This is a genomic window from Variovorax paradoxus (assembly GCF_030811855.1).
Classification (GTDB): Bacteria; Pseudomonadota; Gammaproteobacteria; order Burkholderiales; family Burkholderiaceae_C; genus Variovorax; species Variovorax paradoxus_L.
The window spans coordinates 164,600-188,912 of record NZ_JAUSRN010000010.1 but is presented as its reverse complement, the minus strand read 5'-3'; the positions used below and the strand labels follow the sequence as shown (position 1 = coordinate 188,912).

The 24,313-nt window shown below is 65.9% G+C and carries 33 protein-coding genes; 22 read left to right on the top strand and 11 right to left on the bottom strand.

Annotated features, from left to right (window positions below; all coding sequences use genetic code 11):
- Positions 1-170 precede the first annotated feature (170 nt).
- The 11 genes from rplC to J2X92_RS19405 all read left to right on the top strand — a co-directional run bounded on the left by rplC (position 171) and on the right by J2X92_RS19405 (position 5,795).
- Positions 171-851, top strand: a complete 681-nt coding sequence (rplC, locus tag J2X92_RS19455) for a 50S ribosomal protein L3 (protein WP_055807931.1) — start codon at positions 171-173, stop codon at positions 849-851.
- Positions 851-1,471, top strand: a complete 621-nt coding sequence (rplD, locus tag J2X92_RS19450) for a 50S ribosomal protein L4 (protein WP_013543942.1) — start codon at positions 851-853, stop codon at positions 1,469-1,471. The genes rplC and rplD overlap by 1 nt, the downstream gene beginning before the upstream one ends.
- Positions 1,468-1,803: a 50S ribosomal protein L23 gene (gene rplW / locus J2X92_RS19445; protein ID WP_007838129.1), complete on the top strand. Its 336-nt coding sequence runs from the start codon at positions 1,468-1,470 to the stop codon at positions 1,801-1,803. The genes rplD and rplW overlap by 4 nt, the downstream gene beginning before the upstream one ends.
- Positions 1,804-1,805: 2 nt before the next feature.
- Positions 1,806-2,630 carry a 50S ribosomal protein L2 gene (gene rplB, locus J2X92_RS19440; RefSeq protein WP_055807934.1) on the top strand — a complete coding sequence of 275 codons (825 nt, stop codon included), beginning with the start codon at positions 1,806-1,808 and terminating at the stop codon, positions 2,628-2,630.
- Between the two features lie 10 nt (positions 2,631-2,640).
- Entirely contained in the window at positions 2,641-2,919 is a 279-nt protein-coding gene (gene rpsS / locus J2X92_RS19435) for a 30S ribosomal protein S19 (RefSeq protein WP_007838132.1), read from the top strand.
- 9 nt (positions 2,920-2,928) lie between these two features.
- On the top strand, positions 2,929-3,261 hold the full coding sequence (gene rplV, locus J2X92_RS19430) for a 50S ribosomal protein L22 (protein WP_007838134.1): 333 nt from the start codon (positions 2,929-2,931) through the stop codon (positions 3,259-3,261).
- 17 nt (positions 3,262-3,278) lie between these two features.
- On the top strand, positions 3,279-4,205 hold the full coding sequence (gene rpsC / locus J2X92_RS19425; protein WP_028259872.1) for a 30S ribosomal protein S3: 927 nt from the start codon (positions 3,279-3,281) through the stop codon (positions 4,203-4,205).
- 28 nt (positions 4,206-4,233) lie between these two features.
- On the top strand, positions 4,234-4,650 hold the full coding sequence (rplP, locus tag J2X92_RS19420) for a 50S ribosomal protein L16 (RefSeq protein WP_015867664.1): 417 nt from the start codon (positions 4,234-4,236) through the stop codon (positions 4,648-4,650).
- Between the two features lie 55 nt (positions 4,651-4,705).
- On the top strand, positions 4,706-4,915 hold the full coding sequence (gene rpmC, locus J2X92_RS19415; RefSeq protein ID WP_041946241.1) for a 50S ribosomal protein L29: 210 nt from the start codon (positions 4,706-4,708) through the stop codon (positions 4,913-4,915).
- 9 nt (positions 4,916-4,924) lie between these two features.
- The gene (gene rpsQ, locus J2X92_RS19410) at positions 4,925-5,194 is read left to right on the top strand and encodes a 30S ribosomal protein S17 (RefSeq protein ID WP_015867662.1); all 270 of its coding nucleotides are present in this window, start codon (positions 4,925-4,927) and stop codon (positions 5,192-5,194) included.
- A 94-nt stretch (positions 5,195-5,288) separates the two neighbouring features.
- On the top strand, positions 5,289-5,795 hold the full coding sequence (locus J2X92_RS19405; RefSeq protein WP_307577818.1) for a peroxiredoxin: 507 nt from the start codon (positions 5,289-5,291) through the stop codon (positions 5,793-5,795).
- On the opposite strand, the gene J2X92_RS19400 is transcribed toward J2X92_RS19405, so the two are convergent.
- Both J2X92_RS19400 and J2X92_RS19395 read right to left on the bottom strand, forming a co-directional pair.
- Entirely contained in the window at positions 5,796-6,383 is a 588-nt protein-coding gene (locus J2X92_RS19400) for a GNAT family N-acetyltransferase (protein WP_307577816.1), read from the bottom strand. It lies immediately after the preceding gene.
- The gene (locus tag J2X92_RS19395; protein WP_307577814.1) at positions 6,380-7,102 is read right to left on the bottom strand and encodes a cytochrome b/b6 domain-containing protein; all 723 of its coding nucleotides are present in this window, start codon (positions 7,100-7,102) and stop codon (positions 6,380-6,382) included. Before J2X92_RS19395 ends, J2X92_RS19400 begins: the two co-directional genes overlap by 4 nt.
- A 159-nt stretch (positions 7,103-7,261) precedes the next feature.
- Here J2X92_RS19395 and J2X92_RS19390 point away from each other — a divergent pair, with 159 nt between their 5' ends.
- Positions 7,262-7,708, top strand: a complete 447-nt coding sequence (locus J2X92_RS19390; protein WP_307577813.1) for a c-type cytochrome — start codon at positions 7,262-7,264, stop codon at positions 7,706-7,708.
- A gap of 94 nt (positions 7,709-7,802) precedes the next feature.
- Here the strand turns inward: J2X92_RS19390 and J2X92_RS19385 are convergent, their stop codons facing one another.
- Positions 7,803-8,300, bottom strand: a complete 498-nt coding sequence (locus J2X92_RS19385) for a TlpA disulfide reductase family protein (protein ID WP_307577811.1) — start codon at positions 8,298-8,300, stop codon at positions 7,803-7,805.
- A gap of 89 nt (positions 8,301-8,389) precedes the next feature.
- Here J2X92_RS19385 and J2X92_RS19380 point away from each other — a divergent pair, with 89 nt between their 5' ends.
- The 10 genes from J2X92_RS19380 (at position 8,390) to J2X92_RS19335 (ending at position 16,552) form a co-directional block, all read left to right on the top strand.
- On the top strand, positions 8,390-8,932 hold the full coding sequence (locus J2X92_RS19380) for a hypothetical protein (RefSeq protein ID WP_307577809.1): 543 nt from the start codon (positions 8,390-8,392) through the stop codon (positions 8,930-8,932).
- Positions 8,933-9,202: 270 nt separating this feature from the next.
- Positions 9,203-9,658: a PTS sugar transporter subunit IIA gene (locus tag J2X92_RS19375; protein ID WP_055807946.1), complete on the top strand. Its 456-nt coding sequence runs from the start codon at positions 9,203-9,205 to the stop codon at positions 9,656-9,658.
- On the top strand, positions 9,627-9,896 hold the full coding sequence (locus J2X92_RS19370) for an HPr family phosphocarrier protein (protein WP_093017279.1): 270 nt from the start codon (positions 9,627-9,629) through the stop codon (positions 9,894-9,896). The genes J2X92_RS19375 and J2X92_RS19370 overlap by 32 nt, the downstream gene beginning before the upstream one ends.
- Entirely contained in the window at positions 9,893-11,686 is a 1,794-nt protein-coding gene (ptsP, locus tag J2X92_RS19365) for a phosphoenolpyruvate--protein phosphotransferase (RefSeq protein WP_307577805.1), read from the top strand. The genes J2X92_RS19370 and ptsP overlap by 4 nt, the downstream gene beginning before the upstream one ends.
- Positions 11,687-11,826: 140 nt before the next feature.
- A complete protein-coding gene (locus J2X92_RS19360; RefSeq protein WP_307577803.1) occupies positions 11,827-12,198 on the top strand; it encodes a DUF4148 domain-containing protein in 372 nt (123 codons plus the stop codon).
- A gap of 42 nt (positions 12,199-12,240) precedes the next feature.
- The gene (locus tag J2X92_RS19355) at positions 12,241-12,708 is read left to right on the top strand and encodes a Spy/CpxP family protein refolding chaperone (RefSeq protein ID WP_307577801.1); all 468 of its coding nucleotides are present in this window, start codon (positions 12,241-12,243) and stop codon (positions 12,706-12,708) included.
- A complete protein-coding gene (locus tag J2X92_RS19350; RefSeq protein ID WP_307577799.1) occupies positions 12,662-13,195 on the top strand; it encodes a DUF4260 domain-containing protein in 534 nt (177 codons plus the stop codon). The genes J2X92_RS19355 and J2X92_RS19350 overlap by 47 nt, the downstream gene beginning before the upstream one ends.
- Before the next feature lie 112 nt (positions 13,196-13,307).
- Entirely contained in the window at positions 13,308-14,009 is a 702-nt protein-coding gene (locus J2X92_RS19345) for a response regulator transcription factor (RefSeq protein ID WP_307577925.1), read from the top strand.
- A complete protein-coding gene (locus J2X92_RS19340; RefSeq protein ID WP_307577797.1) occupies positions 14,006-15,400 on the top strand; it encodes a HAMP domain-containing sensor histidine kinase in 1,395 nt (464 codons plus the stop codon). Before J2X92_RS19345 ends, J2X92_RS19340 begins: the two co-directional genes overlap by 4 nt.
- 108 nt (positions 15,401-15,508) lie before the next feature.
- Entirely contained in the window at positions 15,509-16,552 is a 1,044-nt protein-coding gene (locus J2X92_RS19335) for an NADP-dependent oxidoreductase (RefSeq protein WP_307577795.1), read from the top strand.
- A gap of 7 nt (positions 16,553-16,559) precedes the next feature.
- Here J2X92_RS19335 and J2X92_RS19330 read toward each other — a convergent pair whose 3' ends face one another.
- From J2X92_RS19330 to J2X92_RS19295, 8 genes are all read right to left on the bottom strand, one after another.
- Positions 16,560-16,883, bottom strand: coding sequence for a hypothetical protein (locus tag J2X92_RS19330; RefSeq protein WP_055807961.1), 324 nt, complete (start codon positions 16,881-16,883; stop codon positions 16,560-16,562).
- Between the two features lie 79 nt (positions 16,884-16,962).
- Complete coding sequence (locus J2X92_RS19325) at positions 16,963-17,808, bottom strand: DMT family transporter (RefSeq protein WP_307577793.1); 846 nt, start codon at positions 17,806-17,808, stop codon at positions 16,963-16,965.
- Positions 17,809-17,878: 70 nt separating this feature from the next.
- Positions 17,879-18,592 carry an AraC family transcriptional regulator gene (locus tag J2X92_RS19320; RefSeq protein ID WP_307577791.1) on the bottom strand — a complete coding sequence of 238 codons (714 nt, stop codon included), beginning with the start codon at positions 18,590-18,592 and terminating at the stop codon, positions 17,879-17,881.
- A gap of 37 nt (positions 18,593-18,629) precedes the next feature.
- Positions 18,630-19,760, bottom strand: a complete 1,131-nt coding sequence (locus J2X92_RS19315; RefSeq protein WP_307577789.1) for an SLC13 family permease — start codon at positions 19,758-19,760, stop codon at positions 18,630-18,632.
- Positions 19,741-21,279 carry a class I adenylate-forming enzyme family protein gene (locus J2X92_RS19310; protein ID WP_307577787.1) on the bottom strand — a complete coding sequence of 513 codons (1,539 nt, stop codon included), beginning with the start codon at positions 21,277-21,279 and terminating at the stop codon, positions 19,741-19,743. Before J2X92_RS19310 ends, J2X92_RS19315 begins: the two co-directional genes overlap by 20 nt.
- Positions 21,276-22,430: a DegT/DnrJ/EryC1/StrS family aminotransferase gene (locus J2X92_RS19305; RefSeq protein WP_307577785.1), complete on the bottom strand. Its 1,155-nt coding sequence runs from the start codon at positions 22,428-22,430 to the stop codon at positions 21,276-21,278. Before J2X92_RS19305 ends, J2X92_RS19310 begins: the two co-directional genes overlap by 4 nt.
- A complete protein-coding gene (locus J2X92_RS19300) occupies positions 22,427-23,380 on the bottom strand; it encodes a Gfo/Idh/MocA family protein (protein WP_307577784.1) in 954 nt (317 codons plus the stop codon). Before J2X92_RS19300 ends, J2X92_RS19305 begins: the two co-directional genes overlap by 4 nt.
- A 46-nt stretch (positions 23,381-23,426) precedes the next feature.
- Complete coding sequence (locus J2X92_RS19295) at positions 23,427-24,302, bottom strand: sulfotransferase family protein (protein ID WP_307577782.1); 876 nt, start codon at positions 24,300-24,302, stop codon at positions 23,427-23,429.
- Positions 24,303-24,313 lie beyond the last annotated feature (11 nt).

Here is a 24,313-nt window from a genome sequence, read left to right as displayed (position 1 = left end):
TAATCGCTGGCTCTGCCCTTGTTGCGTCCGCATGCTTGCATGTGTTTGCCGCGGGAGCGGAGATTTATCAACCTTCTTTCGCAGGCCGGGTGCCCCCAGGGAATCGGCCAAACGCTGTCGCCAATTGAAGTGGCAGCGGCGAAGGGAGCTTCCATTTTTGGAGAAAACAAATGAGTCTGAGCAACTCCCTCGGGTTGCTGGGCCGCAAGGTGGGGATGATGCGTCTCTTCACCGATGACGGGGACGCAGTTCCTGTCACGGTGGTGGATGTGTCCAACAACCGTGTGACCCAGATCAAGTCGCAAGAGACCGACGGCTACGTCGCACTGCAAGTGACGTTCGGTTCGCGCAAAGCATCGCGCGTGACCAAGCCGCAAGCCGGCCACCTCGCCAAGGCGGGTGTCGAAGCTGGTGAAATCATCCGCGAATTCCGCGTGACCGCCGACACCGCTGACCAGCACAAGGCTGGCGGCGTCATCGCCGCGAGCAGCGTGTTCTCGGTGGGCCAGAAGGTCGACGTGCAAGGCACCTCGATCGGCAAGGGCTTCGCCGGCACCATCAAGCGCCACAACATGAGCTCGCAACGCGCGTCGCACGGTAACAGCCGTTCGCACAACGTTCCCGGCTCGATCGGCATGGCACAAGACCCCGGTCGCGTGTTCCCCGGCAAGCGCATGACGGGCCACCTCGGCGACGTCACCAAGACGACGCAGAACCTCGATGTGTTCCGCATCGACGAAGCGCGTCAACTGTTGCTCATCAAGGGCGCGATCCCGGGCGCAAAGGGTGGCTTCGTCACCGTGCGTCCCGCCATCAAGGCCAAGCCGCAAGCGGCTGAAGGAGCGAAGTAATGCAACTCGAACTCCTGAACGAACAAGGCCAGGCCGCGTCGAAGTACGACGCCCCCGAGACCGTGTTCGGCCGTGACTACAACGAAGACCTGGTTCACCAGATCGTCGTTGCGTTCCAGGCCAATGCCCGCCAAGGCACGCGCGCCCAGAAGGACCGCGAGCAGGTCAAGCACTCGACCAAGAAGCCTTTCAAGCAAAAGGGAACGGGCCGCGCCCGTGCCGGTATGACGTCCTCGCCGCTGTGGCGCGGGGGTGGCCGGATTTTCCCGAACATGCCTGACGAAAACTTCTCGCAGAAGATCAACAAGAAGATGTACCGCGCCGGCATGGCCGCCATCTTCTCGCAGCTCGCTCGCGAAGGCCGTCTGGCCGTGGTGGATTCGCTGACCGTGGATTCGCCCAAGACGAAGCCGCTGGCAGCCCGTTTCAAGGCAATGAATCTCGAGTCCGTGCTCGTGATCGCCGAAGAAGTCGACGAAAACCTGTACCTTGCCTCGCGCAATCTGGTCAACATCCTCGTGGTCGAACCCCGCTACGCCGATCCGGTGTCGCTGGTCCACTACAAGAAGGTGCTGGTCACCAAGGGTGCCGTCGACAAGCTCAAGGAGATGTTCGCATGAGCCGCGTGAACCCTACCGCCGCTGAACGTACGTTCGAAGAAGGCCGCCTGATGGCGGTGCTGGTCGCCCCGATCGTGTCCGAAAAGGCAACGATGGTCGGCGAGAAGTCGAACGCTGTCACTTTCAAGGTGCTGCAAGACGCCACCAAGCCCGAGATCAAGGCCGCTGTCGAACTGATGTTCAAGGTCGAAGTCCAGGGCGTGTCGGTGCTCAACACCAAGGGCAAGACCAAGCGCTTTGGCAAGTCCATCGGCCGCCGCGACAACGTTCGCAAGGCCTATGTGACCCTGAAGCCCGGTCAAGAGCTCAACCTCGTCGGGGAAGGCGCTTAATCATGGCCGTCATCAAGATGAAACCCACTTCGCCGGGCCAACGTGGCGCGGTGAAGATTTCGCGGGACCACCTGTACAAGGGTGCCCCTCACGCGCCGTTGCTCGAGCCGCAGTTCCAGGCTGCCGGTCGCAACAACAACGGTCACATCACGATTCGCCATCGCGGCGGTGGTCACAAGCATCACTATCGCGTTGTCGACTTCGTGCGCAACAAGGACGGCATTCCGGCCAAGGTCGAACGCATCGAATACGACCCGAACCGTACCGCCCACATTGCCCTGGTCTGCTACGCCGACGGCGAGCGCCGCTACATCATCGCCCCGCGCGGTCTTGAAGCCGGTGCAACGCTGCTGAGCGGTTCGGAAGCCCCGATCCGCGCCGGCAACACGCTGCCGATCCGCAACATTCCGGTCGGCTCGACGATCCACTGCATCGAACTGCAACCCGGCAAGGGCGCACAGATCGCGCGTTCGGCCGGCACGTCGGCTACGCTGCTGGCTCGCGAAGGCGTCTACGCCCAGGTCCGCATGCGTTCGGGTGAGGTGCGCCGCATCCACATCGAATGCCGCGCCACCATCGGTGAAGTCGCAAACGAAGAGCACAGCCTGCGCCAACTCGGCAAGGCCGGTGTGAAGCGTCACATGGGTATTCGCCCAACCGTTCGCGGTGTGGTGATGAACCCGGTCGACCACCCGCACGGTGGTGGCGAAGGCAAGACCGGCGAAGGCCGCCATCCTGTCGACCCATGGGGCAACCTGACCAAGGGCTACCGTACCCGTAACAACAAGCGCACGCAGGTCTTCATCGTGTCGCGCCGCAAGAAGTAAGGGATAGCAAATGACTCGCTCTCTCAAAAAGGGTCCGTTTGTTGACCATCACCTCGTGGCCAAGGCCGACAAGGCTGTGACGACGAAGGACAAGAAGCCGATCAAGACCTGGTCGCGCCGCTCGATGGTTCTGCCCGAGTTCATCGGCCTGACCATTGCCGTGCACAACGGCAAGCAGCACGTGCCTGTCTACATTACCGATCAAATGGTCGGCCACAAGCTCGGCGAATTTGCGCTCACGCGCACGTTCAAGGGGCACCCCGCGGACAAGAAAGTCCAGAAGAAGTAAGGAACGACCATGTCTGAAACACGTGCAGTCCTCCGCGGTGTCCGCCTCTCGGTCGACAAGGGCCGTCTGGTCGCTGACCTGATCCGCGGCAAGAAGGTTGATCAAGCGCTCAACGTTCTGCAATTCACGCAGAAAAAGGCCGCTGTGATCATCAAGAAGGTGCTCGAGTCGGCAATTGCCAACGCCGAGCACAACGATGGCGCCGATATCGACGAACTGAAGGTCAAGACCATCTACGTCGAACAGGGCGCAACGCTCAAGCGCTTCACCGCGCGAGCCAAGGGTCGCGGTAACCGCATCAGCAAGCCCACGTGCCATGTGTACGTGACGGTTGGCAACTAAGAACGCCTGGAAGAAATATGGGACAGAAAATCCATCCGACCGGCTTCCGCCTTGCGGTTACCCGTAATTGGTCCAGCCGCTGGTACGCAAGCGACCGCGATTTCGCGGGCATGCTGGCCGAAGACATCAAGGTTCGCGAATACCTGAAGAAGAAGCTGAAGAACGCTTCGGTGTCGCGCGTCATGATCGAGCGTCCCGCCAAGAACGCACGCATCACGATCTACTCGGCTCGTCCGGGCGTCGTGATCGGCAAGAAGGGCGAAGACATCGAGAACCTCAAGCGTGAACTGGGCAAGCAGCTCGGCGTGCCGGTGGCAGTGAACATCGAAGAAGTGCGCAAGCCCGAAATCGATGCCCAGCTGATTGCCGACAGCATCACGCAGCAGCTCGAAAAGCGGATCATGTTCCGCCGCGCCATGAAGCGCGCCATGCAAAACGCCATGCGTCTGGGTGCCCAAGGCATCAAGATCATGTCGGCTGGCCGCCTGAACGGTATCGAAATCGCTCGTACCGAGTGGTATCGCGAAGGTCGCGTGCCTCTCCACACGCTGCGCGCCGATATCGACTACGGCACCTCGGAAGCCAAGACCACCTACGGCGTCATCGGCGTCAAGGTCTGGGTCTACAAGGGCGACACGCTGGGTCGTAACGACCTGCCGGCCGTCGAAACGCCGCGTCCCGACGAAGAGCGTCGTCCGCGTGGTCCGCGCCGCGATGGCCGCCCGGGTGGCGACCGTCCGGGTTCGGACCGTCGTGGTCCCGGCCCGCGTGCCGGTGCCCGTGGCCCGATCGGTGGCAACACCGCCCCGGCCGACGGCAGCGACAAGCCCGCAGAAGCCACTGGCGCAGCTCCCGCTGCTCCGGGTGCAGACTCGAAACCCGCCGTTAAGCGCGTCCGCAAAGCCGCGCCAGCTGCAGCAGCTGACGGTGCCAAGACCGAGTGATCGGTCTTAGAACTACGGAGTATTAAAAATGCTGCAACCTGCACGCAGAAAGTTCCGCAAGGAACAAAAGGGCCGCAACACCGGCGTCGCAACCCGGGGCAACTCGGTTGCCTTCGGTGACTTCGGTCTCAAATGCACCGACCGCGGCCGCCTCACGGCGCGCCAGATCGAAGCCGCTCGCCGCGCGATTTCGCGTCACGTGAAGCGCGGTGGCCGTATCTGGATCCGCGTGTTCCCGGACAAGCCGATCTCTACCAAGCCCGCCGAAGTGCGGATGGGTAACGGTAAGGGCAACCCCGAGTACTACGTCGCTGAAATCCAGCCTGGCAAGATCGTGTTCGAGATCGTCGGCGTGCCCGAAGAACTCGCCCGCGAAGCGTTCCGCCTGGCCGCCGCCAAGCTTCCGCTGCGCACGACGTTCGTCGCTCGCCAGCTCGGCGCCTGAGAGGAGAACATCCATGGCAACACGTAAGAAAAAAGAAACCGCGGCTCCGGCCAAGGTGACCAAGGCTGCAACCCTGCGCACGAAGGACGTCGCAGCGCTGCAAACCGAAGTCAAGGAACTGCAAAAGGCCCATTTCGGCCTGCGCATGCAAAAAGCCACGCAACAGCTGTCGAACACCTCGACGCTGCGCGTGACGCGTCGCGACATCGCGCGCGCCAAGACCATTCTTGCTCAGAAGCAGCAAGAAACCCAAGCCGCCAAGTAAGGAGTGAACATGACGGAAGCTAAAAAATCCCTCAAGCGCACCTTGATTGGCAAGGTGGTCAGCGACAAGCGTGCCAAGACCGTGACCGTGCTGGTCGAGCGCCGTGTGAAGCACGAGCTCTACGGCAAGATCGTGGCCAAGACGAGCAAGTACCACGCCCATGACGAAAAGGGCGAGTACAAGCTGGGCGACACCATCGAAATCACGGAAAGCCGTCCGATCTCGAAGACCAAGAACTGGGTCGTGACCCGTCTGGTCGAGAAGGCCGTGCTGGTCTGATCACTGGTTGATCGACCTCGGGAAGCCTCTCGAAGGCATCCCATCCGGAAACGGCCCACAATGTGGGCCGTTTTTCTTTTTCAGGAGCATCTAGATGATCAAAGTCGGCGACACCCTTCCTTCGGCAACCCTGCAGGAATATTCCGAGGTCGAGGGCGAAGGCTGCAGCATCGGCCCGAACGCCGTGGACGTGAGCAAGGCCACGGCCGGCAAGACCATTGCGCTGTTCGCGCTGCCCGGCGCCTTCACGCCGACCTGCTCGGCCAAGCATGTGCCCGGCTACGTGCAGCACTACGACGACTTCAAGGCCGCGGGCGTCGACGAAATCTGGTGCGTGAGCGTGAACGACGCTTTCGTGATGGGCGCCTGGGCGCGCGACCAGAAGACCGGCACCAAGGTGCGCATGCTGGCCGACGGCAGCGCCGATTTCGCCAAGGCGACCGGCCTCACGCTCGACCTGACCGGCCGCGGCATGGGCCTGCGCAGCAACCGCTATTCGATGCTCGTGAAGGACGGCAAGGTCGCCTCGCTCAACGTCGAGGCACCGGGCAAGTTCGAAGTCAGCAACGCCGAGACGCTGCTGGCGCAAGCTCGCGGCTGATCAAAGGTCCACTTTGAGGTAGTGCGCGCCCGCAATCGGGTTGTGATAGTAGGGCGGCACTTCCTCGAAGCCCAGGTCTTCATACAGCGCCCGGGCCGATTCCATGTCGTCCAGCGTGTCGAGCAGCACGCAGGCATAGCCCGCGCCGCGTGCCGCGTCCAGAATGGCTTCGGCGAGCTGCCGGCCGACGCCCAGCCCGCGAAAGCCGGGCCGCACGTACAGGCGCTTCATCTCCGCTGCATTGGCGTAGTCGGCATTGTCCAGCGGGCGCAGCGCGCAGCAGCCGGCCACGTGTGCCAGCGTTCCGTTGGAGCGCAAGAGGGTCGGCGCCCGTTGCCCAGCCGCTTCCTTGATATGCGCCGGGTCAACCAGCGCGAGCAGCAGGGCGCCGCGCGGCTCGGCGTAGTCGCCCGGCAGGCCGGCCACTTCCTCGTCGAAATTCTGGAAGCAAAGGTCGATACCCAGCGAGGCCTCGTAATCGCGAAAGATCGCGCGCGTTGCATCGATCTCGTGGGGTTCGTCGGGCGTCAGCAGCACGACGGCGGGCGTGTCGGCCAGCGGCAGGGGGCGCGAAACCGAGAAGCTCATACGCGCAGCGACGCTATCCAGTAGGCCACGCCTGCGCACACGGCGAACAGCACAAGCGCCAGCCCGCGCGAGGCGGCGTCGTCGCGGCTTGGCGCCACGACGCGGCTGGAAGCGCCCGCCGGGGTGATCAGCTTGTCGCCCGAAACCATCGGCCGCACCAGGCGGTGCCGCTTGACCAGCACATAGAAAAGCACCGCCAGCACGTGCAGGCTCACCAGCGCAATCACAAGCGTTTTGCCTTGGGATGCGTGCCAGCCGGTCGCAAGGCTCACCACCTGGCTCGAGACGAAGCGCGTCAGCGGCCCCGCGGCCGAAACCTCGTCGTCAGCCACCAGCCCCGTGCCCACCTGCACCGCAAGCACCGCGAGCAAAGCGAATACCGACAGGCCGCCCAGCGGCGTGTGGCCGATCACATGATCGGGATGGGCCCGCCCGCGCAAGTAGGCGAGTATGGATCCGGGGCTGTAGAAGAACGAGGCAAAACGTGACCAGCGCCCGCCCACGAAGCCCCATAGCAGGCGAAACAGCAGCAAGGCCAGCACCGAGTAGCCCAACCGGAAGTGCCACTCCATGACACCGCCGAGGCCGGTGGCGATCAGCCCGATGACTGCGGCGCTGAGCGCCCAGTGGAAAACCCGCGTGGGAAGGTCCCAGATGCGTGCTCGGACGGGGGAGTCGGACGCTGCGGCCGTCAGGGAGGCCACGGAGGAGTCGGTCATCAAGAAGGGAGGGTGCGCAAAAAACTGCGGAAGGCGCAGATTAGCAAAGTCCGGGCGGCTTCATGCTTCGGGTTGTCGCTATGCACGCTGTAACGCCGGCCTCTACACTCGGCCCGGCGCCGCTTTGGGCGGTGCCGCACCAACTATAAGGACCCTCCGATGATTCGACTTGCTTCGTTCGCCCTGGCCGCCGTCTGCGCCGCCATTTCGCTGCCAGCGGCGGCCCAGTTCGCCAAACCCGAGGACGCCGTCAAGTACCGGCAGAGCGCGCTGTTCGTGATGGGCCAGCATTTCGGCCGTATCGGTGCCATGGCGAACGGCCGCATTCCCTACGACGCGGCCGCCGCCATCGCCAACGCCGACATCGTGGCCGAAATGGCCAAGTTGCCCTGGGCTGGTTTCGTTTCCGGCGCGGAGGGCGGCAAGAGCAAGCCCGAAGTCTGGAAGGAAGGCGCCAAGTTCAAGGAGCACCAGGACAAGATGATTGCCGAGACCGGCAAGCTGGTCGTCGCGGCCAAGGCCGGCAACATCGATGCGCTCAAGGCCCAGTTCGGTTCGACGGCCGGCAGCTGCAAGGCCTGCCACGACAGTTTCCGCAACCAGTAAGCGGGGCTGCAAAAAGGCAAAAGGCGCTCCATGAAGCGCCTTTGTTAATTCAGCGATATCGCGGAACCGCGCGAAGCCTGGGGGCGAGCCAAACCTAAGCTTCGGCGAGCAGCTTCTCGATCAGCTTGTGGAGTTCCGCGAAATCAGGCTCGCCCACGTAGCGCTTCACGATCTCGCCCTTCTTGTTGACCAGGTAGGTTGTCGGCGTGAGCTTCACGTCGCCCCAGGCCTGCGCCACACTGCCGGTGTTGTCGATGGCCACATTGAACGGCAGCTTGCGGGTTTCGGCAAAGTTGACGACGTAGCTCGGCGGGTCGTAGCTCATGGCCACCGCCAGCGTGTCGTAGCCCTTGGACTTGTACTTGTCGTAGGTCGCGATGACTTTCGGCATCTCGGCCACGCAGGTCACGCAACTCGTGGCCCAGAAGTTGACCAGGGTGACCTTGCCCTTCAGGTCGTCGGTGCTCTTTTTGCTGCCGTCGAGCAGCACGAAGGTCGACGACGGTGCGGCAGTGGCGCCCGAACCCAGGTACACGCCCACGCCGGCGGCCAATGCAAGCGCAACTGCGGCGACGGCGAAGTATTTTTTCATGGCATCTTGAAAGAGAGCGGCGTCGCGATTTTAGTTCCGCGCGCCCGATCGTGCCGAGGAGGCCAAGGGCGGCTCGATAATCGCTCCCAATGCCTTCGCCCGTTTCCCGTTTCAGGCCTGTGCTGGCCGTAGCCGTGGCGCTCGTGCTGGCCGCCTGCAGCCCCACCTTCAACTGGCGCGAGGTGCCAATAGCAGATGCCGGCTTGGTGGCCCTGTTGCCCTGCAAGCCCGACCGCGCCAATCGCGCCTTGCCGCTCGGTGCCGAATCGGTGCAGGTCGACATGGCCGGGTGCGAGACCGGGGGCGCCACCTTTGCCGTTGCCCACGCATCCGCCGGCAGCCCCGCGCAGGCCGAGGCCTGGCTCACCGCATGGCGCGCGGCCACGCGCAACCAGCTGGGCGCCGCGCAGCTGACCGAAGGCGCCGCCGCATTGCAGCGCGCGACCGCGGTTCCGGCGCCGGTGCGGCTCGATGCGCAGTCGGCCCAGCCAGGCGCCGCCCGCGTCCAGGTGCTCTGGTTCGCCCAATCGCAAAAAGACGGCAGCGTCGCGCTCTACCAAGCCACGGTGCTCGGGCGCCCTTCTTCCCCCGAGGCGGCCAAGACTTTTTTCGAAGGCCTACGTCTTCCGTGAGTGCGGCCGATCCCATCGGCGGCGACAAATCGCCACTGTTTGCCTCGCGTTGGCCGACGCATGGCGCTGAGTTTTGCTCTCATTTTGGTAGCTGCGATGCCGCGGACACCAGCTTTTTTCCGAGCACCGCCGCCGTGGTCTCGCTGGCGGGGTGCGCATTGGTCTGGCTCTGCGCGCGGGTGTTGTCCGCTTTGCCAGCCTGCTGCGTTATGTCATGTATCTACTTCTCTGGGCGCCCCCGCATAATCGGCGCGTAGTCCTCCGACCCGCATGAACAGCATCCTCATCATCGCCCACTCACCGTTCGCGCAGGCGCTGCGGCGGTGCGCGCTGCATGTGTTCCCCGACTGCGAGCAGGCCGTCGTCGCACTCGACGTGCTGCCCAACGTCTCACCCGAAGAAACCCTGGCCGCAGCCCGCATCACCCTGGAGCAGCAGCTCAATGCACCGCGCTCGCAGGTGCTGGTGCTGGCCGACGTGTTCGGCGCAACGCCCTGCAACGTGGCGCAGAAGCTGGTGGACGGTGTCCGCTCGCGTCTGGTGGCGGGCGTCAACCTGCCAATGCTGCTGCGCGCGGTCACCTATCGCCACGAGCCTCTCGAAACGCTGGTGCAGCGCGCCATCGCGGGCGGCACGGCCGGCGTCATGCAGGTGGCGGTGGCGGCACCCCAGAATCAGGCGAAGAGAAAGCACAGTGATCAAGAAATCCGTGACCATCAGCAATAAGCTGGGCTTGCATGCACGCGCATCGGCCAAGCTCACCAAAATCGCAGGCAGCTTCCCTTGCGAAGTCTGGCTCTCGCGCGGTGACCGCCGCATCAACGCCAAGAGCATCATGGGCGTCATGATGCTGGCTGCAGGCCTCGGCTCGACGGTCGAGCTGGAGACCAACGGCGAGCAGGAGGAAGAGGCCCTGGACGCCATCGTCCGGCTCATGAACGACAAATTCGGCGAAGGCGAATGACCTTCGCAGTCCACGGCCTCCCTGTTGCCCGTGGCATTGCCATTGGCCGCGCGGTGCTGGTGGTGTCCAGCCGCATCGACGTGGCTCACTACTTCATCAAGCCCGAGGAGGTCGACACCGAGATCGACCGGGTGCGCACGGCACGCAACGCGGTGGCCGACGAGCTTGCCAAGCTGCAGACCAACGTGGCGCTGATGGGGCCCAACGATGCGCCGCACGAGCTTGCAGCCCTGCTTGAAGTGCACCAGATGCTGCTGCAGGACGAGGCGCTCACCGGCGGCGTCAAGCATTGGATCACCGAGCGCCTCTACAACGCCGAGTGGGCGCTGACCACGCAGCTCGAAATCATCGCGCGCCAGTTCGACGAGATGGAGGACGAGTACCTGCGCGAGCGCAAGGCCGACCTCGAGCAGGTTGTCGAGCGGTTGCTGCACCGAATGAAGGGCACGGCTGCGGTGCTCGCGCCTAGCCCGCCGCGCCGCAAGCGCCCGGCGGCCGAGGACGACGACGATCCCACCGCCGGCGATGGCATCGACGCGCCGCTGGTGCTGATTGCGCACGATCTTTCCCCGGCCGACATGCTCCAGTTCAAGAAGAGCGTGTTCGCCGGCTTCGTGACCGACGTGGGCGGACGCACCTCGCACACCGCCATCGTCGCGCGCAGCATGGACATTCCCGCCGTGGTGGGCGCGCGCACCGCGAGCCAGCTGGTGCGCCAGGACGACTGGGTCATCATCGACGGCGATGCCGGCGTGGTGATCGTCGATCCCTCGCCCATCATCCTGGCCGAATACGGATTCAAGCAGCGCCAGGGCGATCTCGAGCGCGGGCGGCTTGCGCGCCTGCGCCACAAGCCCGCGGTGACGCTGGACGGCCAGCGCGTCGAGCTGCTCGCCAACATCGAGATGCCCGAAGACACCGTCGGCGCCGTCAAGGCCGGTGCCGTGGGCGTCGGGCTGTTCCGCAGCGAGTTTCTTTTTATGGGCCGCGAGTCGCAGCGCCAGACCCGGCTGCCCGACGAGGAAGAGCAGTACCAGGCCTACAAGCGCGCGGTCGAAGGCATGCAGGGCATGCCGGTCACCATCCGCACCATCGACGTGGGCGCCGACAAGCCGATCGACGGCAAGGCGGCCAGCAAGCAAGAGCACCTGAACCCCGCGCTGGGCCTGCGCGCCATTCGCTGGAGCCTGGCCGATCCGGCCATGTTCCTCACCCAATTGCGCGCCATCCTGCGTGCGGCGGCGCATGGCGAGATCCACCTGCTGATTCCGATGCTCGCGCACGCCAGCGAGATCCGCCAGACGCTCTCGCTGATCGACTTCGCGCGCACCGAACTCGACAGCCGCGGCGCCGTCTACGGCCACGTGAAGCTCGGCGCGATGATCGAGATTCCCGCCGCGGCGCTCACGCTCAAGACCTTCCTCAAGTACTTCGACTTCCTGTCGATCGGCACCAACGACCTGATCCAGTACACGCTGGCCATAGATCGTGCCGACGAGGCGGTTGCGCATCTCTACGACCCCGCCCATCCTGCGGTGCTGAAGCTGGTGGCCGACACCATTGCCGAATGCCGCCGCCAAGGCAAGGGCGTGGCCGTGTGCGGCGAAATGGCGGGCGACGTGGCCTTCACGCGCCTCTTGCTCGGCCTGGGGCTGCGCAGCTTCTCGATGCATCCTTCGCGCATCCTCGCCGTCAAGCAGGAAGTGCTGCGCGCCGACACCGGCAAGCTCGAAGCCTGGGCCAAGAGCGTGCTCGAATCGGACGATCCCGCCGCCGCCTTGGCCGGATAGTTAGGTCTTCCGCACTCAATTCGCTCAAGGGCAGGGCGAATCGACATAAAACGAAACACGCCGAAACTGTGGCGAAAGGACTTGCGGACGGACCGCAAGCACCATCAGGTCTCCTCTTCCACTACAGAAAGGCCTGAAACATGAAGTCCCTCTCCCTCACCCAGATCGTCGCGGTTGGCTCCTTCGCCCTGCTGGCCGCAGCCGGTGCCAATGCTGAATCCTACGAAGGCGTACAGCCGCTCGCATCGGCCATGAGCCGCGCCGAAGTCAACGCCGAGGCCGTTCGCGCGGCTTCCGCGCCGGACCAGAACGTGGTGCGCGGCTCGCGCGGCGCCGAGACCATGGCCGTCTCGAGAGACCGCGCCGGCGTCGTCTACGAAGCCATGCGCGCCGCCGCCGCGCCCGACCAGAACGTGACCTCGGGCTCGCGTGTAAACAGCAAGGTCATTTCGACGCTGCAGAACCCGCTCGACGCACGTGCCGCAGCCGCCGGCAACAGCAACAAGCTTTAAGTCTCACGCCCGCGGGAGGTCCCTCGGGCTGCAAGGAACATCATGAAACACTGGATCAAACGCACTCTCTTCGGTTTCGCAGGCCTCGCGGTGGTGGCGGGCAGCATTGCCGGCTGCGCCGGCCATCGGCATGGCTGGGGCAGCGGCGACCCCGCCGAATTCCGCACCAAGATGGTCGAGCGCGTCGGCAGCAAGCTGGAACTCGACGCGGCGCAAAAACAGAAGCTCACCGTGCTGGCCGAGAAGCTGCAGGCCCAGCGTGAAGCGATGCGCGGCGCGGGTGGCGCGGGCGATCCGCGGTCGCAGTTCAAGTCGCTGTTCGCGGGCAACAAGCTCGACCAGGCGGGCGCCGCCCGGCTCGTCGACGAGAAGACCACGGCCGTGCGCAACGGCAGCCCTGAAATCATCGCGGCCGCCGCCGATTTCTTCGATAGCCTGAACGCCGCGCAGCAGCAGAAGGTGCGTGACTTCATGGACCGCGGCGGACGTCGCTGGGGCCATCGTGGCTAGGCTTGGCTCACCCCCAGGCTTCGCGCGCTTCGTGTCGCTTCGCCAGCCCAGCGCCAGGGGGCGCCACCTGTGGGCCGGCGAAGCCGGTTCCACAGTGTCTCGCGAACAGGCCGTCGTTGGCGGCGTGCGCACGCTGCTGCGGCTCGAAGGCGTCGTCGTGCTGGCCGCGGCGCTCGCGGCCTATGCGCAGTTCGGCGCCGGCTGGGGCGTGTTCGCGCTGTGGCTGCTCGTGCCCGACCTCTCGATGCTCGGCTACCTCGCGGGCCCGCGCGTGGGCGCGGCGCTCTACAACGCGGCGCATTCGTACGCCGGCGCCGTTGCACTGCTGGTGCTCGGCGTGCTCGCCGCAATGCCATGGGCGGTAGCTGGCGGGTTGATCTGGTGCGCGCACATCGGCCTTGACCGGGCGCTGGGCTACGGCCTCAAGTACGCAGCCGGCTTCGGCGCCACGCACCTCGGCCGCATCGGGCGGCCCGATCCGTGGTGAAGGCCGCACGATGCTGCGCGCTCCGGTGGCCGGCTATCGAAATGACAATGGCGGTGCAATGCCGGCGGGCCTGATCGTCAGCCAATTGTTCGCCAGGAGGCACAATCCCGCCATGCCGCGCATCCTGCTGATCGACGACGACGAACATCTCGCCGCGCCGCTGACCACCTACTTCGCACGCTTCGGCTGCACGCTCGAGAGCGCCGTGCGTCCGAGCGAAGGGCTCGCCAAGCTGCGTGCTGGCCAGTATGACGCCGCGATCCTCGACGTGATGCTGCCCGAGATGGACGGCTTTGCGCTCTGCCGCGAGATCCGCAAGGAAAGCGACATCCCGATCGTGATGCTCACCGCGCGCGGCGAGGTGATGGACCGCGTGGTCGGCCTGGAGCTCGGCGCCGACGACTACGTGCCCAAGCCTTTCGAGCCGCGTGAACTGGTAGCACGCGTACAGACGATTCTGCGCCGCCAGCGCAGTGCGCCCGCCGCGGCCACCAACGGCAGCAGTGCGCAGCACCGCGTGTTCGACGGCTTGTCGATCGACCTCGATCGACGCCAGGTGCTGCGCCATGGGGAGCGCGTGGAACTCACCGGCACCGAGTTCGAACTGCTCGCCCTGCTGGCGGCCGAGCCCGGCAAGGTGTTCAGCCGCGACGACATCCTGAACCGCCTCCGCGGCCATGAAGCCGAGCTTTACACCCGCGCGGTCGACATCGTGGTGAGCCGCCTGCGCAAGAAGCTCGAGCCGCTGGATTGCATCAAGACGCTGCGCAATGCCGGCTACGCGCTGGCCGTCGCGCGCAGCGAGCCCGCATGAGATCTTCGAGGAGAGGCTGGCGCAAGGCGTGGGGCGAAATGGCCTGCCGCCGTGCCGAGCTGCACCGGCAATGGCACGAGCAATGGCACGAGAAGGTGCAGGGCAAGCGCCGCTGGCGTCGTTCGCTGCGCATCCGGCTCGTCATGATGTTCCTGCTCCTGGCCGTGGTGATGGCAGTGGTGTTCATGGGCGGCATGAAGAAGTCCTTCTCCACCGGCTGGGCCGAGGCCGCCAAGCCGATGCTGGTGGACTATGCCGACCGACTCGTCGCCGAGATCGGCACGCCGCCCGACATTGGGCGCGCGCAAGCGCTGGTGAGCCGGCTGCCGATCACGATCCGCATCGTGGGCCCCAAGGTCAATTGGGATTCAAACCCCGCGGGCGCCAATGGCCGCGGCGGATGGATGCAGCACCTCGACGAGGAGCCGCTGAACGACAAGTGGTTCATCCGTCCGACGGCCGACGGCCACCGCGTCATCTTCGGCTGGGCGCCCAAGCTCTGGCAGCTTGCGCCGCGCGCGGCGGGCTGGGCTACGCTCTGCGCGCTGCTGCTGCTCATGGTGCTGGGCTACGTCTACGTGAGTCGCCTGCTGCGGCCGCTGATCGACATTCGCGAAGGCGCGCAGCGCTTTGGCCGCGGCGAGTTCACGCAGCCCATTCCAATCCGCCAGAACGACGACCTCGGCGATCTTGCGGAACACATCAACACCATGGCCGACGACATCCAGGCCATGCTCGATGCCAAGCGTGGCCTGTTGCTCGCGCTGAGCCACGAACTGCGGTCGCCGCTCACGCGGGCTCGCCTCAACGCCGAACTGCTGCCCGCCACACCGGAGGGCGCCGCCGAGCGTGAAGCATTGCTGCGCGACCTGAACGAAATGCGCGACCTGATCAGCGACCTGCTCGAAAGCGAGCGCCTGGCAAGCCCGCATGCGGCGCTGCAGCGCGAGCCGGTGGACTTGGCCGTGCTGGTGCGCGAGACCGTCGCCGAGATGCCGGGCGCGCAGTACGTGCATCTCGACCTGGCGGAAGGCCTGCCCGCGCATTCGATCGACCGAATGCGTGTTCGCCTCCTGGTGCGCAACCTGCTGGACAACGCCTTGCGCTACAGCACCGATGCGCCGCGGCCGCCCTGCGTGTCGCTGCGTGCGGTGGTGGATGGCAAGGTGCAGGGCATCGAGCTCGAGGTGCGGGACTACGGCCCCGGCGTCGACGAAGCGCAGCTGGAGCGGCTCACCGAGCCTTTCTACCGCACCGACGGCGCGCGGGCGCGTGCCACCGGCGGCGTCGGCCTTGGCATGTACCTTTGCCGGCTGATCGCAGAGGCGCATGGCGGGACTTTCGTGGTCCGCAATGCGCATCCCGGCCTGCAGATCGTCGTCCGAATGTAGGCTTCGGTCACGGTGTCTTGGCGCTGTCGCCTGCGCTACCAGCCGACGGGCAATGCGGGGCTACGATGCGCCTCCGTGCCAGCGCCCGTCAATCAAGGAGACACCACCATGAGCAGCTCACTCGTCAACCACCAGGTCCGCCTCGCCAAGCGCCCAGAGGGCACGGCCACCCGCGAGAACTGGCGCTTCACCACCGAGCCCGTGGGCGAACCGGCCGAGGGCGGGGTGCTGGTCAAGACGCTGTCGCTCTCGCTCGATCCGGCCATGCGCGGCTGGCTCAACGATGCCAAGAGCTATATCGCGCCCGTGGCCATCGACGACGTGATGCGCGCCGGCGGCGTCGGCCGCGTCATCGCATCGAAGAATCCCGAGTTTGCGGTCGGCGATACCGTCTACGGCACCCTCGGCGTGCAGGAATACATCCTGATTCCGCAAGACCAGATCAAGCGCAACGGCCTGGTGAAAATCGACCTCAGGGTCGGCACCATCAACCAGTGGCTCAACGTGCTCGGCATGCCCGGCATGACCGGCTACTTCGGCCTGATGGACGTGGGCCAGCCCAAGCCGGGCGAAACGGTCGTCATCTCCGGCGCGGCAGGCGCGGTGGGGCAAACCGTGGGCCAGCTTGCAAAGATCAAGGGCTGCCGCGTGGTCGGCATCGCGGGCGGCGCTGCCAAGTGCGACTGGGTGGTGAAGGAGCTGGGCTTCGATGCCTGCATCGACTACAAGGCCGGCGCGTCGGCGGTGCGCGACGGCCTCAAGACCCATTGCCCGAAGGGCGTGGACATCTACTTCGACAACGTCGGCGGAGAGATCCTCGACGCGGTGCTGGCGCGGCTCGCACGCAAGGCCCGCGTGATCATCTGCGGCGCCATCAGCCAGTACAACAACGCCAACAGCATGCCTGGCGCCGGGCCGAAGAACTACCTGAGCCTGCTGGTGAACCGCGCGCGCATGGAAGGCATCGTGGTGTTCGACTACGCCGACCGGTTCCACATTGCCATTGCCGAGATGGCCGGCTACCTGAAGGACGGGCGCATGAAGAGCAAGGAGGACGTCGTGAAGGGTCTGGAGACCTTCCCCGAGTCGCTCAACAAGCTGTTCGCGGGGGAGAACTTCGGCAAGCTGATCTTGCAGGTCGCCGAAGATTGAAGCCGGCTCAAGGCTCGCTGGGGCGCATGGGAATGTCGCCCATGGCGTCGTCCTCGCGCAGGCCGCGGGCGGCCTTCAGCGTTTCGATGGAGAGGCCGTCGCCGTGGCCGGCGAAGCCCTTGGCGACGCCTTCCAGCACCGTCGACAGGCCGATGTCGCCGTCGGCGCGGGCATCCATGCTGATGTTGAGCACACGGGCCGCCATCTGCCGATAGCTGATGGCGCCCGCGCCTTCGAGCGCTGCCACCAGGTCGAGGTACAGCGCCAGATTCAGGTCGAACACCAGCTTGGGCGTGATCTCGAATTCATCGTTCTTGTTCTTGTTATCCATAGGGTGAGCCTCCTAATTTCCGAAGCCTCCACTCTAGCCACAAACGAGGCGCCGGTCTCGTCGGACGCGGACCTATTCATCAGCGCGCGCGCGTGCCCATCACGGCGGCCGAGATGATCAGCCCCGCTGCAAGGCCGATGCTCCAGGTGAGCGGGCGCCCGGTCACGGCCAGTAACAGGGCGGTGGACCCGAGCGGCGTGAGATAGCTCAGGATGCCGATCTGCCGCGCGTCCCCGCGCTTGAGCGCCATGTCCCATACGAAGAAAGCCGCGCCCAGCGGACCGAGGCCGCACAGCGCGACCAGCAGCCAGTCTTGGACGGAGAGCACAACCGAAGTCTCCAGCAGCGCGTGGCAGGCGAGCGACAACACGCCGGACACGACGCCGAACAGGCCGATTGCCGAGGTAGGAAACGCCGGCACGCGCTTCGTCCAGAGCGAATAGCTGGCCCAGATGAAGGCCGAGCCCAGCGCTGGCAGGAAACCCCAGGCCGAGGCGCCGGGCACGGAAGCGGCACCCTCGCGCGCGCCGAGGATTGCGATGGCCGCGCCGGTAAAACCCAGCAGGGCGGCCACCAGATGCAGCGGCCGCAGCGACAGCCCAGGCAGCAGCGCCGGCGCCAGCACCACCATGAAGAGCGGCCACAGGTAGTTGACCAGGTTGGCTTCCACGGGCGGGGCATGCCGCAGCGCGATGAACAGCAGAAAGTGAAAACCGAACAGGCCATAGATGCCCAGGGCCAGAGTGCGCGGCGGCACGTTCCAGGCGCTGCGGTCGCGCAGCACCAGTGGCCAGCTGGGAATGCTGCCGATGATCAGCGCGAGGCCGGTCAGCAGAAACGGCGGCAGGTGCGAGAGCGCGGTGCCGAGCGAGGCGAGGGTGGCCCACAGCGCAATGGCGGCAAGGGCAAGAAGCGTGGCGGACATCGCACCGAGCTTAAGCGGCGCCGTCGTCGCGCAGCGCCGGTGAATCGTCGCGCGGCGACGATGTCGCCGTTCAGCTGCCGAGCCTGCGCAATGCCGCCGTGAGCGCCGAGGGCGAACGGTAGCCCGTGCGACGCGCCGTCTCTGCGACGCCCATGCCGGCCAGGCGCAGTTCGCGGGCATGCGCGAGCCGCAGCATGCGCAGCCAGTGCATCGCGCTAACGCTCTGCTCGTCGCGGCAACGCTGCGCGAACTGGCTGGGGCTCAGGCACGCCACGCCTGCGAGATCGGCAACAGCAAGCGGCTCGTGCCAGCGCGTCCGGGCCCATGCGGCGAGCGCGGTCCAGTCGATGGGGCGGCTTCGCGAAGGGACAGAGGCGGCCGCGCCCCAGGCTTCGAGCAACAGTGCGGGGCCATGCTGCAGCGTCAACATGGAAGCTTCCGGATGCTGCGCACACAGCGCGAGGTACTGCGCCAGCGCCTGCAGCCGCGAAGCATCGGCGGGCAGGCGCTCGGCGCAGCGCGACCACATCGAATGGCGGGTGTCGAGCACGAGGCACTGGCTGCCGCTGCGCGATTCGAAGTCGTGCCGGTCGCCGGGCATCACCACTCGCGCATCCCCCGCGCCAACCCGCGAGCCGCGGCCCTCCACTTCCAGTTCGAGCACGCCGGCCAAGCCGATCAGTATCTGGAAGTGGTCATGTGCGTGGCTGCCGCGCGAGGTGCCGTAATCGCGCAGCGAAAGGCCGCGCGGCTCGGAGTGGAAGCGTTGGGATAAGGCTTGCATCGGCAGGATCGGATTGTCGTTCCGTGCTCCGCCGCTGTCATCCCAGCCGCAGCAGCAATGCGGAAGCCGCGCACACCAGCAGAAACGGAATGCTGATGCGGTGAAACTCGCGCAGCCCGTGCGGCAACTTGGCAAGCCGCAATGCGATCAGGTTGGCCAGCGAGCCCAGCACGCATCCGAAGCCGCCCACGCTCACTCCCGCGGCCAGTGCCGGCAGATCGCGCACGTGGCCATCGAGCAGGATCGCGGCTGGCACGTTGCTGATGAACTGCGAGGCGACGATGGCGGCCAGGTAGGCGCGCCATCCTTCGGTGATCGGCCAATGGTTCAGCAGCGCCACGACCGCGGGCAGCTCGGCCAGCTGCCGCAGGTCCACGAACATCAGCGCAATGATCGCGAGCAGGGCCCAGTCGATGCCGCGCAGCACGCGCGGGTACGAAACCAGGAACACCGCGAACACGACGCCCAGGCCTGCCAGCAGCCAATGGCGGTCCAGCGCGACCACGAAGCCGATAAACAGAACCCCCGCCAGTGCCAGCAGGCGCGGCTGCACCGGCGCGGCCTCGGCCTCGGGCTTGAGCGCGATGGGCGTGCGCGGCACCAGCAGCCAGGCTGCCGCGAAGAGCCAGAACAGCATCACGGCCACGGTCGGCAGCATCATTCCCATGAAGGCAACGAAGCTCTCGCCCGAGCGATGCCACAGGTAGAGGTTCTGCGGGTTGCCGATGGGCGTGAGCGCCGAACCCGCATTGACGGCCAGCGCCTCGAGCACCACGAGCCGCGCGAGCGGCAGGTGCGCCTGATTGGCGAGTACGCGCGTCAGCGGCACCAGCAGGAACAAGCTCACGTCGTTGGTCACCAGCGCGGAGAGCAATGCGGCACTGGCGGTCAGCAGCAGCGCCAGGCTACGCTGGCTGTGCGTGCGCGCGAGCAGGCGCTGGGCGGCGGCCTGCAGCATGCCGCTCTTTTCCACGCCTTGGGTGATGGCGAGCAGGCCCGCAAGTGCGCCCACGGTCTGCCAGTCGACCAGCTTCAGCCAGTCCATGGGCGCACGCGGGCGCAAGAAGGCGAACACGACCGCGACGGCGGCCAGCAGCCACAGCAAACCGTTGCCGCCGCCCTGTTCGGACGGCGCCGTGACCAGTGATTCAGCGGCCGACGAGTTCACGCAGTTCGCGCTTGAGCACCTTGCCGATGGCGCTGCGCGGCAATTCGTCGATGAAGTGAAGGCGTGCCAGGCGCTGCGTCTTGCCGAGCTGGGCGTTGGCCCATTGCAGCAGCGCGTCGTCGGTGGTGGCGTCGCCCTCGCGGCGTACCACGAAGGCCACCGGCGTTTCGCCCCATTGCTCCGAGGGCACGCCGACCACTGCGACGTCGGCCACGGCGGCATGGCCTCGCAACACGGTCTCCAGGTCGCTCGGATAGATGTTGAAGCCGCCGCTGATGATCATGTCCTTCTTGCGATCGAACAGCGTCAGGAAGCCGTCGGCGTCGAAGCGTCCGACGTCCCCGGTGCGGATGAAGCGCTTTCCGCTCGCGTCGAACCATTCGGCCTCGCGCGTCTTGGCGGGCTGGCGGTGGTAGCCGGTCATCATGCCGGCCGAATGGCCCACCACTTCGCCGGCCCGTTCGGTGTTGCCGCGCGGAATCTCGTTGCCGTCTTCGTCGATCAGCCGGATGTCACTGCCTTCGGCCGGGCTCCCCACCGTGTGCAGCTTGTCGGGATGCAGGTGCGCTTCGAGAATGCAGGTGCCGCCGCCTTCGGTCATGCCGTAGAACTCGATCAGCCCACCGGGCCAGCGCTTGAGCACGTCGGCCTTGAGCGCGGCATTGAAGGGCGCGCTGGTGCTGAACTTGAAGCGGAACGACGAGAGGTCGTGCGCGTCGAAGCGCGGATGCGCCATCAGGCGCTGGTACTGCACCGGCACCAGCATCGTGTGCGTCACGCGGTGTTTTTCAGCCAGTTGAAGATAGCCGAGCGCGTCGAACTTCGGCATCAGCACCACGCAGCCGCCGAATGCGATGGTGGGGAAGAAAACCACCAGCGTTGTGTTGGAGTAAAGCGGCGTCGACAGCAGCGTGACCGTGTCGGGTCCATAGCCGTACTTGGCGCCGCGCTGTACATGAGCCCAGCGCATGCCGTGCCCTTGCACGATGCCCTTGGGCTCGCCCGTGGTGCCCGAGGAATAGATGATGTTGAAGGGCCAGGAGGGCTGCGTCTCGACGGCGCTCGGCTGTGCGCCCACGGGGGCCAGCCAACTCTCGAGCCTCTGCCCCGCGGTGGAACCGTCGAGCGCCACGCGCGGAATGCCGCCTTCCTTCGGCGCGCCGACAACCTCGGCCGCCGAAGCGTCGGTGAAGAGGATGCGCGCATCGGCATCCTCGATCATGCGGGCCAGGCTGGCGGGCGTCGACCCGGGCGCGAGCGGCGCGACTGCGACACCGACGCGCAGAGCACTCAGGAACACTGCCGCGTAGTTCACCGAGGAAGCTGCGCATACCGCGATGGCATCGCCGGGCTTGAGCCCTTCGCGCTGCAGGCCGGCCGCGATGCGGTCCATCAGCGCGTCGAGGGCGCCGTAGGTCAGGCTTCGCTCATTGTCGACCAGCGCAGTACGCCGGGGCGCTTGCGTTGCATGCTCGTGAACCAGTTGGGCGATGGTGCCGAACTCTTGCATCGTGTTCATGTCTGACTGTGCCTGGTTACGTCGCCGACGGCCTCTCGTACGGCGTGAATGATGTATTCGATTTCCTCGTCGCTGAGCATCGGGTAAAGCGGCAGGGCCAGCGAAGAGCGGGCCAGCCGCTCGCTGTGCGGCAGCGTGCTGGCGCCTCGCCAGCGCCCCAGCGCCTCGTGCAGGTGCAGCGGCTGTTCATAGTAGACGCGGGTGGCAATTCCCCTTGTCGCCAGTTGGACCGCCAGCGCGTTCCGCTCGTGCGCGCCGCGTAAGACAACGACGAAATAGTTCCAGGCATGGCCTGCCGCTTCGCTCGGCAATTGCATCGGGCACCCGGCCCACGCCGCCAGATAGCGCGCGGCGATGGCGCGGCGCCGCGCAATGGCGGCAGGGAAATCATCCAGCGCCACATGAAGGAGCGACGCTTGCAACTCGTCCATGCGGCTGTTCTGGCCCAGGCACGTGTGCAATCCGTTCTGGTATCCGTGGTTGCGGAGCAGGCGCGCCTTCTCGGCATGGCGCGGGTTCTTGAAGGCCAGGGCTCCCGCGTCGCCGGCCGCGCCCAGGGTCTTGGTGGGATAGAAGCTCATCGCCGCTGCGTCGCCCCAGCTGCCGGCAAGTTGCGCGCGTCCGTCCGCGCCGCAAGCACTGGCACCCAGGCACTGGGCCACGTCCTCGATCAGATGCAGCTGCTCGTCCCGGCAATAGGCGGCCAACTCGGGCAGCCCGGTGGGATCGCCGAAAAGTCCGACCGCGAGAACGGCGCGGGTGCTGGGCGTTCTCGCGTTCCGGAATTGCGCAAGTGGCACCAGAAAATCATCGGCGGCACTGTCGACGAACACCGGACGCGCACCGGCAGCGATCACCGCTTCGGCACAGGCCGCAAAGGTGTAGGAGGGGAGCAGGACTTCGTCGTCCGGATGCCCTCCGGCCGCGCTGCCGACGCCCAGACTCTTGAGGGCAAGCAGCAGTGCGTCCGAACCGGAACCCACGGCCACCACCTCGCGCCCTTGTAGCAAGTCCGACAGTCGCGCCTCGAATGCGCTGACCTGTGGGCCGAGGACATAGGTGCCGCTGCGCAGCACCGTGGCACATGCCTGGACAAGGCGTTCGGCCATGGGTTCGGCGCATGCCGCGGAACGGAACAACGGAATATTCATGCGTGCAGCACCTGGGACGCGCGGATGACCGCGGCAAGGCCGTCGGCGCCGGAGGCAATGCGCCTGCCATTGCCCTGCACGGCATGGCGAAAATCCCGGTACTGGCGCGCCAGCGCATCGTCGCCTCCCGCCATCGCACGGTGGGGCTTGCGCAAGTCCAGCACGTGTTGCCGTCCACTGTTGCACACCTGCAGCCGCGCGGCGGGAGGCATGCTGCCGTAACCGCTCTCCAGTTCCGCGATCATGCCGCCCAGGCGCACCCGGGCGCGGACACTGCGCATGTCGATCCGCCGGCTGATTACTTGCAGCTGCGCCTCCGCCGGAATGGCGCAGAGCCACGCGAGCAGGTCGAGATCGTGCACCATCAAATCCAGCACGCTGTCCGCGGCCTTTGCCTCACGGCAGGAAAAGCGACGGAATCGCAAAAATGGATGAGCGCTGTCCTGATGGCGCAGGGCGGCGCGGCGTATCCACGACAACGCGGCCGCATCGAACGCCGGATTGAAGCGTTCGACGTGTCCTGTGCTCAGGACGACGCCGCATTGCTGCGCCATCCGAAGCATCTGTAGGCCGTCCCGCCGGTCGATGCAGAGTGGCTTTTCGACCAATACGTGGCAACCGCGCCGCATGAGCGCCATCGCCACTTCGGCGTGTGTTCCGTCGCTGGTGGCGACCGTGGCCGACTCGATGCCCGGCGGCAGCTCGTCTATGCCTGACAGCAGCGGCAATGCCGCAAGGTCGGCGACGGGCCTGGCCGCGGGAGAGCTGTCCACCACGGCGCTCAGACGGAAGCCGGGCAGGCTTGCGAGCTTGCGCGCATGGGTGCTGCCGAAACGACCCAGGCCCACGAGGGCGTGAGTCAAGTCGGGGGTAGCGAGGGCGATCTCTGATTCGGCATCGCCGCAGGAGGCCGCCGAGTCTTGATCGAGTGAGGACATCGTGAAGGTCATGGACGACGCGGCTGGTTCCTCAAGCGCGCAGATGCCTGTCGCCGAATCAACTGTTGCCCTGCAATTCATAGCCGAGCTGGATGAGGAGCTTGCCCGCGACGCGTTCGAAGCGCTGCACTTCTTTGTCGCTCATCGTCTCGCGCCAGGAACCGATGCGCCCGGTGCCCGGTCGCTCCATCGTTCTGCGCTGCTGGTGCAGACGCTGCGCATGGCTCACAGTGAAGCTGCCATCGAGCGAGACGCGCGCCCGATGCTCTTCCAGCCGCTTGGGCGCGCGCTCCTGATGGTTGAGCAGTTGATTCGACCACGGCAACTCCAGGAACTCGCACAGGCGGCGCAGCACCGGCTCAGGCCGTGCCACCAGGTCTTCGTAGAAGACCTCGGTGTAGTGGGCGCAACCGGAGCCGGCGCTGCGGGCCGCTTCGACGCGGTCGGCCCAGGCGCGCGCTAGTACTTCGGGTTCGTGGCCCGGGGAGAACCACTGTTGGCGCCACGAGGCTGCGACGTCGCGGCCGTCGCGAATGAGGTGGACAAACCGGGCTTCGGGCAAAAGCGCGGCGATCGTTCCGACGTGGAGCGAATAGTCCGGGGTCTTTTCGCCCCAGCGCGACTTGTCGAAACGCTGCGCGTAGAGTCGATAAAAGGCCCGCAGACCATCGGCCACGGTGAAGGGTTCGAGCGTCTGCACGGCTTCGGCGAGTGCCTCGCGTGCAAGACCGAAGTCCTGCCAGTTGGGGGCGCCCGGCGGATAAGCGGTGATTGTTTCAAGAAAGCGGGTGCGAAGATCGCCGTCCGATTCGTTCAGCGCCGCAACTGCGGCGAGGAAGCTGGTTTCGGGCGGGATCGCGAGGTCCGGATGGGCATCGAGCATCAACCTTAGCAGGGTCGTGCCCGAACGCGGCGCGCCCACCACGACCGGCATGGGAGGATGTT

What these genes read in the sequence shown, in the direction of transcription:
- rplC (WP_055807931.1), top strand. Translation starts at nt 171, where the DNA reads ATGAGTCTGAGCAACTCCCTCGGGTTGCTGGGCCGCAAGGTGGGGATG.
- rplD (WP_013543942.1), top strand. Translation starts at nt 851, where the DNA reads ATGCAACTCGAACTCCTGAACGAACAAGGCCAGGCCGCGTCGAAGTAC.
- rplW (WP_007838129.1), top strand. Translation starts at nt 1,468, where the DNA reads ATGAGCCGCGTGAACCCTACCGCCGCTGAACGTACGTTCGAAGAAGGC.
- rplB (WP_055807934.1), top strand. Translation starts at nt 1,806, where the DNA reads ATGGCCGTCATCAAGATGAAACCCACTTCGCCGGGCCAACGTGGCGCG.
- rpsS (WP_007838132.1), top strand. Translation starts at nt 2,641, where the DNA reads ATGACTCGCTCTCTCAAAAAGGGTCCGTTTGTTGACCATCACCTCGTG.
- rplV (WP_007838134.1), top strand. Translation starts at nt 2,929, where the DNA reads ATGTCTGAAACACGTGCAGTCCTCCGCGGTGTCCGCCTCTCGGTCGAC.
- rpsC (WP_028259872.1), top strand. Translation starts at nt 3,279, where the DNA reads ATGGGACAGAAAATCCATCCGACCGGCTTCCGCCTTGCGGTTACCCGT.
- rplP (WP_015867664.1), top strand. Translation starts at nt 4,234, where the DNA reads ATGCTGCAACCTGCACGCAGAAAGTTCCGCAAGGAACAAAAGGGCCGC.
- rpsQ (WP_015867662.1), top strand. Translation starts at nt 4,925, where the DNA reads ATGACGGAAGCTAAAAAATCCCTCAAGCGCACCTTGATTGGCAAGGTG.
- J2X92_RS19405 (WP_307577818.1), top strand. Translation starts at nt 5,289, where the DNA reads ATGATCAAAGTCGGCGACACCCTTCCTTCGGCAACCCTGCAGGAATAT.
- J2X92_RS19400 (WP_307577816.1), bottom strand. Translation starts at nt 6,383, where the DNA reads ATGAGCTTCTCGGTTTCGCGCCCCCTGCCGCTGGCCGACACGCCCGCC.
- J2X92_RS19395 (WP_307577814.1), bottom strand. Translation starts at nt 7,102, where the DNA reads ATGACCGACTCCTCCGTGGCCTCCCTGACGGCCGCAGCGTCCGACTCC.
- J2X92_RS19390 (WP_307577813.1), top strand. Translation starts at nt 7,262, where the DNA reads ATGATTCGACTTGCTTCGTTCGCCCTGGCCGCCGTCTGCGCCGCCATT.
- J2X92_RS19385 (WP_307577811.1), bottom strand. Translation starts at nt 8,300, where the DNA reads ATGAAAAAATACTTCGCCGTCGCCGCAGTTGCGCTTGCATTGGCCGCC.
- J2X92_RS19380 (WP_307577809.1), top strand. Translation starts at nt 8,390, where the DNA reads ATGCCTTCGCCCGTTTCCCGTTTCAGGCCTGTGCTGGCCGTAGCCGTG.
- J2X92_RS19375 (WP_055807946.1), top strand. Translation starts at nt 9,203, where the DNA reads ATGAACAGCATCCTCATCATCGCCCACTCACCGTTCGCGCAGGCGCTG.
- ptsP (WP_307577805.1), top strand. Translation starts at nt 9,893, where the DNA reads ATGACCTTCGCAGTCCACGGCCTCCCTGTTGCCCGTGGCATTGCCATT.
- J2X92_RS19360 (WP_307577803.1), top strand. Translation starts at nt 11,827, where the DNA reads ATGAAGTCCCTCTCCCTCACCCAGATCGTCGCGGTTGGCTCCTTCGCC.
- J2X92_RS19355 (WP_307577801.1), top strand. Translation starts at nt 12,241, where the DNA reads ATGAAACACTGGATCAAACGCACTCTCTTCGGTTTCGCAGGCCTCGCG.
- J2X92_RS19345 (WP_307577925.1), top strand. Translation starts at nt 13,308, where the DNA reads ATGCCGCGCATCCTGCTGATCGACGACGACGAACATCTCGCCGCGCCG.
- J2X92_RS19340 (WP_307577797.1), top strand. Translation starts at nt 14,006, where the DNA reads ATGAGATCTTCGAGGAGAGGCTGGCGCAAGGCGTGGGGCGAAATGGCC.
- J2X92_RS19335 (WP_307577795.1), top strand. Translation starts at nt 15,509, where the DNA reads ATGAGCAGCTCACTCGTCAACCACCAGGTCCGCCTCGCCAAGCGCCCA.
- J2X92_RS19330 (WP_055807961.1), bottom strand. Translation starts at nt 16,883, where the DNA reads ATGGATAACAAGAACAAGAACGATGAATTCGAGATCACGCCCAAGCTG.
- J2X92_RS19325 (WP_307577793.1), bottom strand. Translation starts at nt 17,808, where the DNA reads ATGTCCGCCACGCTTCTTGCCCTTGCCGCCATTGCGCTGTGGGCCACC.
- J2X92_RS19320 (WP_307577791.1), bottom strand. Translation starts at nt 18,592, where the DNA reads ATGCAAGCCTTATCCCAACGCTTCCACTCCGAGCCGCGCGGCCTTTCG.
- J2X92_RS19310 (WP_307577787.1), bottom strand. Translation starts at nt 21,279, where the DNA reads ATGAACACGATGCAAGAGTTCGGCACCATCGCCCAACTGGTTCACGAG.
- J2X92_RS19305 (WP_307577785.1), bottom strand. Translation starts at nt 22,430, where the DNA reads ATGAATATTCCGTTGTTCCGTTCCGCGGCATGCGCCGAACCCATGGCC.
- J2X92_RS19300 (WP_307577784.1), bottom strand. Translation starts at nt 23,380, where the DNA reads ATGACCTTCACGATGTCCTCACTCGATCAAGACTCGGCGGCCTCCTGC.
- J2X92_RS19295 (WP_307577782.1), bottom strand. Translation starts at nt 24,302, where the DNA reads ATGCCGGTCGTGGTGGGCGCGCCGCGTTCGGGCACGACCCTGCTAAGG.